This window comes from Sphingomonas sp. SRS2 (assembly GCF_000971055.1).
In the GTDB taxonomy this organism is placed as follows: Bacteria; Pseudomonadota; Alphaproteobacteria; order Sphingomonadales; family Sphingomonadaceae; genus Rhizorhabdus.
In genome coordinates this window covers 21091-31240 of record NZ_LARW01000039.1, presented here as the reverse complement: position 1 = coordinate 31240, position 10150 = coordinate 21091, and the positions used below count along the sequence as shown (strand labels likewise).

5 protein-coding genes are annotated in these 10150 nt (G+C 63.0%); 4 read left to right on the top strand and 1 reads right to left on the bottom strand.

Annotation, left to right across the window (positions count from 1 at the left end; genetic code table 11):
• Positions 1-74 precede the first annotated feature (74 nt).
• Complete coding sequence (locus WP12_RS25145) at positions 75-584, bottom strand: hypothetical protein (RefSeq protein WP_160299107.1); 510 nt, start codon at positions 582-584, stop codon at positions 75-77.
• Between the two features lie 282 nt (positions 585-866).
• On the opposite strand from WP12_RS25145, the gene WP12_RS00700 reads away from it, so the two are divergent.
• The 4 genes from WP12_RS00700 to WP12_RS00685 all read left to right on the top strand — a co-directional run bounded on the left by WP12_RS00700 (position 867) and on the right by WP12_RS00685 (position 10043).
• Positions 867-1634 (top strand): ImuA family protein, encoded by a 768-nt coding sequence (locus WP12_RS00700; RefSeq protein WP_235398813.1) that lies wholly within the window; start codon positions 867-869, stop codon positions 1632-1634.
• Positions 1552-3372 (top strand): DUF6504 family protein, encoded by a 1821-nt coding sequence (locus WP12_RS00695; RefSeq protein WP_084690899.1) that lies wholly within the window; start codon positions 1552-1554, stop codon positions 3370-3372. The genes WP12_RS00700 and WP12_RS00695 overlap by 83 nt, the downstream gene beginning before the upstream one ends.
• Positions 3372-6632: an error-prone DNA polymerase gene (locus WP12_RS00690; protein ID WP_046191837.1), complete on the top strand. Its 3261-nt coding sequence runs from the start codon at positions 3372-3374 to the stop codon at positions 6630-6632. Before WP12_RS00695 ends, WP12_RS00690 begins: the two co-directional genes overlap by 1 nt.
• A 396-nt stretch (positions 6633-7028) precedes the next feature.
• Complete coding sequence (locus tag WP12_RS00685) at positions 7029-10043, top strand: hybrid sensor histidine kinase/response regulator (protein WP_235398805.1); 3015 nt, start codon at positions 7029-7031, stop codon at positions 10041-10043.
• Positions 10044-10150: the final 107 nt, after the last annotated feature.

Genomic DNA, 10150 nt, shown 5'->3' with positions numbered 1-10150 from the left:
TACAATTGCTCCATGGAAGCCGATATCTACGAGGTCGGTGGTCAGCAACGGTCCTGGTAGAATCAATCAAGCGTTCAGTGTTCGTTCTTCAACCTGGCCAAAATCGCAGCTTCGGGCCGACTGGGCCTATATTGAAGATCTTCGCCCAGGAAGAGCGCGTAGAATTTACTGGACAGGTCATAGTGGTGAGCGGCGTTGCGCCGAGCCTTCCGGGCCCAGTTCCAGGTTTCCAGTAGACCGCTGCTTCGCCAAGGTCGCCATACGCGCAGGCGCACCGGGTCGTCGTCATCCCAGTGAGTGTTCAGGCCGACAAGGTCGAGAAAGGCACGGATATCTCCCTGCTCGATGATCAGCCGGCCGTCCATATAGGCTTCGCCAAGCTCGAGTGCTGGATTGAAAGCGGCTCGCAGCGGCGTTGCCCGGTCGGTGAACCGGATTGTTACCGGCGTTGTTACGCCAGCCTGCTCTCCATAGCTGTGCCGCCGGCCCGCGGAATCGATGACCGTCAGGTTACCCTTGCGGATGAGTCGGCGAAGCAATGCATCGAAAAGCATCATTGCCTTGGCTAACCTCTCGGCCACCATCGTGCCAATTCCAATTGGCTCTAATCGACTACGGTGTCGCGGCCGCTCCGAGCGAACGGCGGATTTGAGGCACAGTGATCAACCCGTTGAACAGCTAACCCAAAAGAAAGATGGCACGCGCCTGCGCGGCTTATCACAGTGAGCGCCGCCGACAGGCTCCCGCGCTGGTCTCTGATCATACCAGGTCTACGTGATGACATTTCAGATTATCGCGCTTGACGAATGCACGCCATAGTCGGAACATAAAGAGAACATATGAGTCGATGCTGACAGATGCCCGCCATGACTTTCTCTTCCGATCGGACGCGGTCCGACCAAATTTCTGCGCTGCGCGCCGAGCTTGAAAGCGCGCGCGCGTTGCGGGGGCCAAGCCTGCCCTTCGGCATTCGGGCTCTCGACGACCAGCTCGCTGAGGGTGGGTTGGATGGTGCGGGGCTTCACGAGATTGCAGCAGCGTCGGCCAGATTGAACGATGACGCTGCCGCGACGCTGTTCATGGCCGGCATCGCCGCTCGCTTTGCCGCCGAAGCGGGGACCACCGTGCTGTGGGCCCTGACGAAGTTTGACCTCTATGCGCCTGGCCTCGAGCAGGTTGGGCTCGGCCCCGCGAAGATACTCTATGCTCAGGGTCGGAAGGACGCCGAGATTTTAGCGCTGGCTGAGGACGGCCTGCGCGATGGCTCGCTCGCCTGCGTGATCGCCGAAGTGAAGGCGGCCGATCAGACGGCGACGCGTCGGCTGCAGCTCGCAGCCTCAGACGGTAAGACCCCTCTCCTCCTCTACCGCCGGCATCGATCGCGCGAGCGTTGCCCCTTGGAATCGCTATCGTCCGCGATGACTCGCTGGCGGATCGGCTGCGCGGCTTCGACGCCCCTGCCCCATGCCGGGATCGGCCGGGCACGGTGGACGGTCGAGCTCGTTCGGCAGCGCAACGGCAATCCCTTCTCCCTCGAACTGGAGGCTTGCGATGCAACGGGTCGCCTCGCTCTGCCTGCCGCAGCTGGCCATCGAGCGGTTACGGCGGTCGCAGCGTCTAGTCGCGCCGCCTGAGGGCAGCTTATTCTCACTCGCGCCGCGTTTTCAGCCCGCGATTGACGACGCCCCCGGTGCCTGTTCGGTGCCGCGAGGCGGCTGCTGGCGACCGGGTGCGCGCTGGGCGCGCGACGGCGCATCGAGTCTGCGGCATAGCGCGGCCGGCGTTCAGACGCTGCCGGCGCATCAGCAGCCTACGATGCGTGAGATGGGCCGACGCAGTGAGGCCGCTGAACATCCTTTCAAGGCCATGGAGCCCGACGAAGGGGGGCCGGCTGGTGGGATGCTACCAGCCGCTCCGTCATGGGGATCACGGTGGAGCCGGCCCACGATCCTGATCGCCCGGATCGGACAGCGCGATGTTGTGGCGTCGGCTTGCCCCGTGGCGTTGGACCTGGGCCTCCGTCCTGGCATGGCCGCCGCGCACGCTCGCGCGCTCGTCACGGACCTCGATGTACAGGATGCCGAGCCCGAAAAGGACGAGGCATTCCTCGCGCGTCTCGCGCTGCATGCGGTCGCCCGCTGGACACCGACCGCAAGCCCTGCCCCGCCGGACGGGCTATGGCTCGATCTTTCCGGCACCACCCACTTGTTCGGGGGCGAGGCGCGCTTCTGCCGGCGTTTGCTGACCTTCCTGCGCCGGCTTGGGTTTACCGCGACGATCGCGATCTCCGGAACGGCCGGCGCGGCCCATGCGCTCGCGCGCTATAGCCGCAAGGCTATTACGATCCTGTCGCCTGGTGCTGAGGCAGAAGCCATCGCGGATCTGCCACTGGCCGCGCTCCGGCTCACGCCGGAAGCTCTCACCGCCGCCAGCCGCTTCGGGCTGGAACGCGTCGCCGATCTGTATCCCATGCCACGCGGCCCACTTGCGAAAAGGCTCGGGCTACAGACCGTGGAGCGGCTCGATCAGGCGCGGGGCAGCCTTGCCGAGCCGATCACGCCCGTCATTCCGTTCGAGGCGCCGATCGCCGGACGGCGACTGCTCGAGCCGATCGGCACGGCCGAGTCGATCGCCCAGGTGATCGGCGATCTCGTCGATGATCTCGTCGATACCCTCCAAGCCCGCGGTCTCGGGCTTCGGACGGGGATTCTCACCTGCCTGGTCGTCGATGGGGGCGAACAGCGCATCGCGATCGGGACGGCGCGCGCAACGCGCAACGCCAGGCACCTCAAGCGGATGCTGGCCATGCGGGTTGAGCGGATCGATCCTGGTCTTGGAATAGAGGCAATGACGCTGGCCGCCCCGCGCGTCGAGCCGCTTGCGCCGGAAGCGCTTGACGCGGGCTTTGCTATGGAAGGCCATGCGCGCGATCTGGCGTCGCTGGTCGATCAACTCGGCGGCCGCGTCGGCGAACACGCGCTGTTCCGGCTGACTGCCGTGGAGAGCGATGTGCCCGAGCGCGGCTTCTGCCGCGTCGATCCGCTGGCGGCGCCCGGAGGCTGGCCGGCGTGGAAGCGGCCGGCGCGGCTGCTGCGCCGTCCCGAGATGCTTTCAAACGTAGTTGCGCTGCTTCCGGACCATCCGCCGCGCCGGTTCAGCTGGCGCGGGTCCGCTTACACGGTTGTGGCGGGGGACGGACCCGAGCGGATCCATGGCGAATGGTGGCGTAGCGCCAGAGAGATGTGGGCCGTGCGTGACTATTTCGGCGTAGAAACGGAAGGTGGCTATCGCTTTTGGATTTTCCGTCGCGGCGATGGGGTCGAAGCGCCGACGGGTGATCTCAGCTGGTACATGCATGGGCTGTTCGGCTGATGGCCACCTATGTCGAACTTCAGGTGACGAGCCATTTCTCCTTCTTGCGCGGCGCGTCTTCGCCCGAGGAACTGTTCGCCGCCGCCGCCCTGCTCGGCCACCGGGCGCTCGGTCTCGCCGATCGCGGCAGCGTCGCCGGCGTGGTGCGAGGGTGGGATGGGCAGAAGGCCACTGATGTTCGCATGATCCCGGGCGCCCGTGTCGATCTCGTCGATCGCCGGACGCTGCTGCTATATCCGACAGATCGCGCCGCCTGGAGCCGGCTGACCCGGCTGCTCTCGAGCGGCAAGGCACGCGGCGGCAAAGGGTTCTGCATCCTGGAATGGAGCGATGTCGCAGCCCATGCGGAGGGGCTCGTCGCCATCCTCGTGCCTGACATGTCGGACACCATCACAGAAGCTTGGCTAAGCGAGGTGCGCGAGCTGTTCGGCGCGCGTGGCTATTGCGCGTTATCGCTTCGGCGGCGTCCAGAAGACATCGCGCGGCTGCACGCCCTTGATTCTCTGGCGTGGGCCGCCGGGGTGCGCAGTGTTGCGACCGGGGACGTCCTTTATCATGCTGCCGAGCGCCGGCCACTTCAGGACGTGATGACGGCGATCCGCGAGAGGACCACTATCGACGCGCTTGGCTTCCGGCGCGAGCGCTTCATGGATCGCAACCTCAAATCGCCTGAAGAGATGGAGCGACGCTTCCGCGATTTCCCAGATGCGATCCAGGCCAGCGCCGATATCGCCGCCGCCTGCCGGTTCGACCTCGGCGAAATCCAGTACCAATACCCCTATGAGCAGGTGATGGAGGGGCGGACCGCGCAGCAGGCGCTCGCCGCGCTCACGGAGGAAGCCGCAGCGGCCAAGTTTTCGAACTGCGTGCCGGTTCGCTACCGCCAGCAGATCGACCACGAACTCAGGCTGATCGATCAGCTTGGCTATGCGCCCTACTTCCTCACCGTCAATGCGATCGTCGCCGAGAGCGTGCGGCGCGGCATCCTCTGCCAGGGCCGTGGCTCAGCTGCCAACAGCTGCGTTTGTTTCCTTCTCGGAATAACCTCGATCGATCCGATCCAGCATGAACTGCTATTCGAGCGGTTCGTCTCGGGCGAGCGCCGGGAGCCGCCCGATATCGACGTCGACTTCGAGCATGAGCGGCGCGAGGAGATCATCCAGTGGATCTACGACACCTATGGACGTGATCGCTCGGCACTGACCGCTGTCGTCACCCGCTACCGTACGCGCGGCGCGGTGGCCGAGGTCGGTAAAGCGCTGGGGCTGCCACGTGACCTGACCAAGATGCTGACCGGCCTCGTCTGGGGCTGGTCGATGGATGGTATACCGCAGGACCAGATCGAGAGCCTCAACCTCAACGCTGAGGACCATCGCCTGAAACTGACACTCGATCTTGCGCGCCAACTCATAGGTACGCCCAGGCACCTTTCGCAGCATCCCGGCGGCTTCGTGCTGACCCAGGACCGGCTCGACGACCTCGTGCCGATTGAGCCCGCGCGAATGGAGGATCGGCAGATTATCGAATGGGACAAGGACGATATCGAGTCGCTCAAGTTCATGAAGGTCGACGTGCTGGGCCTCGGCATGCTCGGCTGCATGAACCGGGCTTTCCACATGCTCGAACAGGAAAAGGGCATCCGGATCACGATGGCCGACCTGCAGGACGATGATCCGCACGTCTACGCGATGATCCAGAAGGCCGACACGCTCGGCACCTTCCAGATCGAGAGCCGCGCGCAGATGTCGATGCTCCCGCGCATGAAGCCGCGAGAATTCTACGACTTGGTCATCGAAGTGGCGATCGTGCGACCGGGCCCGATCCAGGGCGATATGGTCCATCCCTACCTTCGCCGCCGCGAGGGCAAGGAGAAGCCCGAATATCCCCGTCCCGAACTGCGCGCCGTCCTCGAAAAGACATTGGGCGTGCCGCTGTTCCAGGAGCAGGCGATGAAGGTCGCGATCGTCGGCGCCGGGTTTACGGCGGTAGAGGCCGATCAGCTCCGTCGCGCAATGGCGACCTTCAAGCTCACCGGCGGTGTCAGCCATTTCTATGACAAGCTGGTCGGCGGTATGATCGCGCGTGGCTACCCTAAGGACTTTGCCGAACGCACCTTCAAGCAGATCGAGGGCTTCGGCTCCTATGGCTTCCCCGAAAGCCACGCCGCGTCCTTTGCCAAGATCGCTTATGCCTCCTGCTGGATGAAACATCATCATCCCGACGTGTTTTGTGCGGCATTGCTCAACGCGCAGCCAATGGGGTTCTACGCTCCGGCCCAGATCGTACGTGATGCCCGTAACCATGGTGTCGAAGTGCGACCGGTCTCGGTGAATGACAGCCATTGGGACTGCACGCTCGAGCCGACCCGTGGGCGCTATATGGCGGTACGGCTCGGATTTCGGCAGGTGCGCGGGCTTGCCAATGTCCATGGCGCAGCCATAGTCGCGGCACGCGGGCCTGGCCGCTTCGACAGCGTCGAGGAAGTCTGGCGGCGCGCCGGCACCCCGCGCGCCGCAATCGAGCGGCTGGCCGAGGCCGACGCGTTTCACTCCATATCGGAGGACCGACGTCAGGGCCTTTGGAAGGTCAAGGGCCTGGGCGAAGCGCCGCTGCCGCTGTTCGCCGCCGCGGACGAACGCGAGCAGAGTTTCTCGCCCGAAGGGCGTGAACCGCAGGTCGCCTTGAAGCAGATGACGGCCGGCCGGGACGTGGTTGAAGACTATCGCTCGCTCCAACTTTCGCTGCGCGGACACCCGCTCCAGTTCCTGCGCCAGGAGCTCGACGACATGCGGATCGTGCGATGCGCAGATCTCGTCACGATCCGCGACCGGCGAAATGTGGAGGTCGCCGGCGTTATCCTCGTCCGCCAACGGCCGGGTTCGGCCAAGGGCGTGCTGTTCGTGACGATCGAAGACGAGACCGGCGTCGCACAGGGCATATTATGGCCAGACCGGTTCGAAATTTATCGGCGCCAGATCATGTCTGCGTCGATGATAGCAATGCGCGGACGGCTCCAGAAGGAGGGCGACGTGATCCACATCATCTGTGACCGCATCACGGACCATGACGCGATGTTGCGCTCGATGGGGCGGATGGACTTCTCCGTGGCGCCAGGCCGGGGCGACGGCGCGTCGCATAGCGAGGGCCCCGATCCACGCGATCCGCACTTCCCACGCGGGCGAACGCTCGCCTCGCCTCCCTTCGGCACGGCCGCCGACCAGGAAGAGATCGTGCGAATTCGTAGCCATGACTTCCATTGAAGCAACCGCGCGTAGCGCGGGAACTATCGAGCGAGCGCTCAACGTCCTGCGTGAGGCAGCAGCCAGCAAGGGAAAGGTGCAGACGCGGGGCGTCGCGCTGGCGCTCTGGGTCTTGCGAGGCCATTGCCCTGCCGAACGGCTGGTCGCCTTTTGGGATACTGCCGGCTCCGACCATGCGATCGGGCGAAGCCAGGGGTTACATGCTGCTTACAACGGGATCGTTCGACAGGTGCGGACCAGCCGGGGGCCTTCAAGGGAAGCCCTGCGATGATCGGCTCGTCCGATGAAATGGCGCGTCCAATCTGCTTTATTGACAGCAACACTAACGTTCGCGCGGAATAGCAAGTGGCTGGCGCCCGATGGCGCCGTTTAGCCGAGGCATGATGATGCCGCGGCATGTCGATTTGCGTGCTTACCATGGGCGTGATCTCGCTCATCAATATGACCGACAGGGCGACCCCGAAGATTCGTGAACTGCAACACCGGGGAGGCGGGTCCTTTTCAGATAAGATGCGTTCTACCTCGATGCTTTCCTATCCCAACGGCCGCCCTGCTGCCCCCTACTTTCTCAATAATGATGGAGAGACCGGTTCGCTCGTTCGTGCCTATGACTGGTCCAACTCACCGCTGGGCCTGCCGGAGGCTTGGCCGCAACCGCTGAAGACCCTAGTTGAGCTGTTGCTTACCGCCAATCAGCCCATGTTTGTCGTTTGGGGGGCTGAGCGGACCCTGCTGTATAACGACGGCTATGCCGAGATCCTGGCTCGCAAGCACCCAGCTGCTTTGGGCGGTGACTTCCTGGACGTGTGGTCGGAGATCAGAGACGATCTCATTCCGATCGTAGAGCAGGCTTATGCCGGCACTGCTGTGCAGATGGACGACATCGAGCTTTTGATGCTCCGCAAGGGCTATCCCGAGGAAACGCACTTCGCCTTCTCTTATACGCCGGTGCGCGACGAGGAAGGCATGGTCGCAGGCTTTCTGTGCCCCTGCATCGAGATCACGGAGCAAGTGCTTTCCGAGCGACGGAGGCTGGCGGATATGGAACGCCAGCGGACGCTGTTCGAGCAGGCGCCCGGCTTCATTGCTATCCTCAATGGTTGCAATCATGTGTTTGAGTTCGCCAACGCCGCTTATCGGCGTCTAGCTGGAGACCGTGACTATGTGGGCATGACCGTACGCGAGGCACTCCCCGAGGTTGTGGCGCAAGGGTTTTTCGAACTGCTCGATCAAGTCTACGCTAGCGGCGAACGCGTTGTAGCGCGCGACACGCCGATCACGTTCGATCGTTCAGATGGACAAGCGGATCAAAGGTTCCTCGACTTCATCTACGAACCCATCCTGAACGAGGCAGGCGAGGTGACCGGCATCTTCGTCGAGGGGCACGATGTCACCGAGGGTCACCGGGCTCAGGCCGAACTGCGGAAGAGCGAGGAGCGCGGGCGCCGAATCGTGGAGGGCGTCAAGGACCACGCCATCTTCACGACCGACCCCAGTGGCGTGGTTGTCGATTGGACGCCGGGAGCTCAATCCGTGTTCGGATGGACTGCGGGCGAGATCATCGGTCAGACTGGCGACGTCCTATTCACACCGGAAGATCGTGCGGCTGGAGTGCCGGGAGAAGAACTGGCCGTCGCCGCCGCCAAAGGCTGCGCTAATGATGAGCGTTGGCATGTGCGGAGGGACGGGAGCCGTTTCTTTGCAAACGGATCGGTCCGCCCCCTCCATGACGAACAGGGCATCATCACCGGCTACATCAAGATTGCACGCGATGAGACTGAACGGCGCGCAGCGGAGTCGGCATTACGCGAGACCGAGCAACGGTATCGGCTGGCAGCAAAAGCAACAAATGACGCAATATGGGATTGGGACCTGGCGACCGATCAGGTGGAATGGAACGAAGCCGTCGGCGTCCTTTTCGGCTACGCACCAGATCAGGTTGAGCCAACGAGCGAATGGTGGATCTCCAACATCCACTCGAAAGACCGAGACCGAGTAAATGTCGCTATCCACTCCGTCATTGACGGCGCTAGTGATCATTGGGCGTCGGAATACCGGTTTCGCCGCTCGGATGGCTCTTACGCGGACGTGTTCGATCGAGGCCACGTTTTCCGCGATGAAACCGGACGTGCCGTCCGCATGATCGGCGCGATGCTCGACCTTAGCGAGCGCAAGCGCGCCGAGGCGGCTTTACGTGAGGCCAATGAAACACTTGAAGCTCGCGTGGCGGAACGCACTAAGGAGCTAATGGCAGTGCAGGATGCCCTCAGGCAGTCGCAGAAAATGGAAGCGGTGGGGCAGCTAACCGGCGGGCTTGCGCACGACTTCAACAATCTGCTGACCGGCATATCGGGCAGCTTGGAGATGATGCAGATACGCTCTGCTCAGGGCCGAACGGCGGATGTCGAGCGATATGTGAGCGCCGCACAGGGAGCAGCCAGGCGGGCAGCGGCACTGACGCACCGGCTACTTGCCTTCTCACGCAGGCAAACGCTCACGCCAAAGCCGACCGACGTGAAGCAGCTTGTCGCCGGCATGGAGGAGCTGATCCGTCGGACCGTAGGCCCAGCCATCGAGATCGAAACAGTGAACGCGGCTGGGCTATGGCCAAGCCTTATCGACCCCAGCCAGCTCGAGAATGCAGTCCTGAACCTGTGCATAAATGCACGTGACGCCATGCCCGGCGGCGGAAAGATCACGATCGAATCCGCTAATCGATGGATGGACGAACGTTCGGCCAGTCAGCGTGGCCTGGAACCGGGACAATATATATCGCTTTGTGTCTCCGACACAGGGACCGGTATGAGTGCCGACATCATTGAGAAGGCGTTCGATCCCTTCTTCACGACCAAGCCGATCGGAGAGGGCACCGGACTCGGGCTGTCGATGATATATGGTTTCGCCAAGCAGTCCGGCGGATCAGTCGCGATCTATTCTGAGGCTGGCCAAGGCACCATGGTGTGCATCTATCTTCCGCGACACCTCGGGGCGGCCGAGACGGAATATGCCGAAGGCGACCGCCAGCAAGTCCCCCGCGCAGAAGCTGGCGAGACGGTGCTGGTCGTAGATGACGAGCCTACCGTACGTATGCTTGTTGCGGAGGTGCTGACGGACCTCGGCTATACTGCACTCGAGGCTGCTGACGGAGCCGCCGGTCTTGCGATCATCAACTCCGATGCCCGCATTGATCTTCTCGTAACCGACGTGGGCTTGCCAGGTGGAATGAACGGTCGGCAGGTGGCAGATGCCGCACGAAAAGTCCGGTCAGACCTCAAAGTGCTGTTCATAACTGGTTATGCGGAGAACGCCGTACTGAGCCACGGTCATCTCGATCCGGGCATGCACGTGCTCACGAAGCCATTTGCGATGGACGTGCTAGCCACGCGAATTCGCAGACTGATCGAAGGCTGACTGCCAGGTTGCCGGATCCCGGCTGATGATGTCAGAGGTCCTTAACCCGCTTTTCGAAATCGCGCTCCCTCTTGAGCCCGCCCAATCCGTGCGTAGCAATCAGCTAA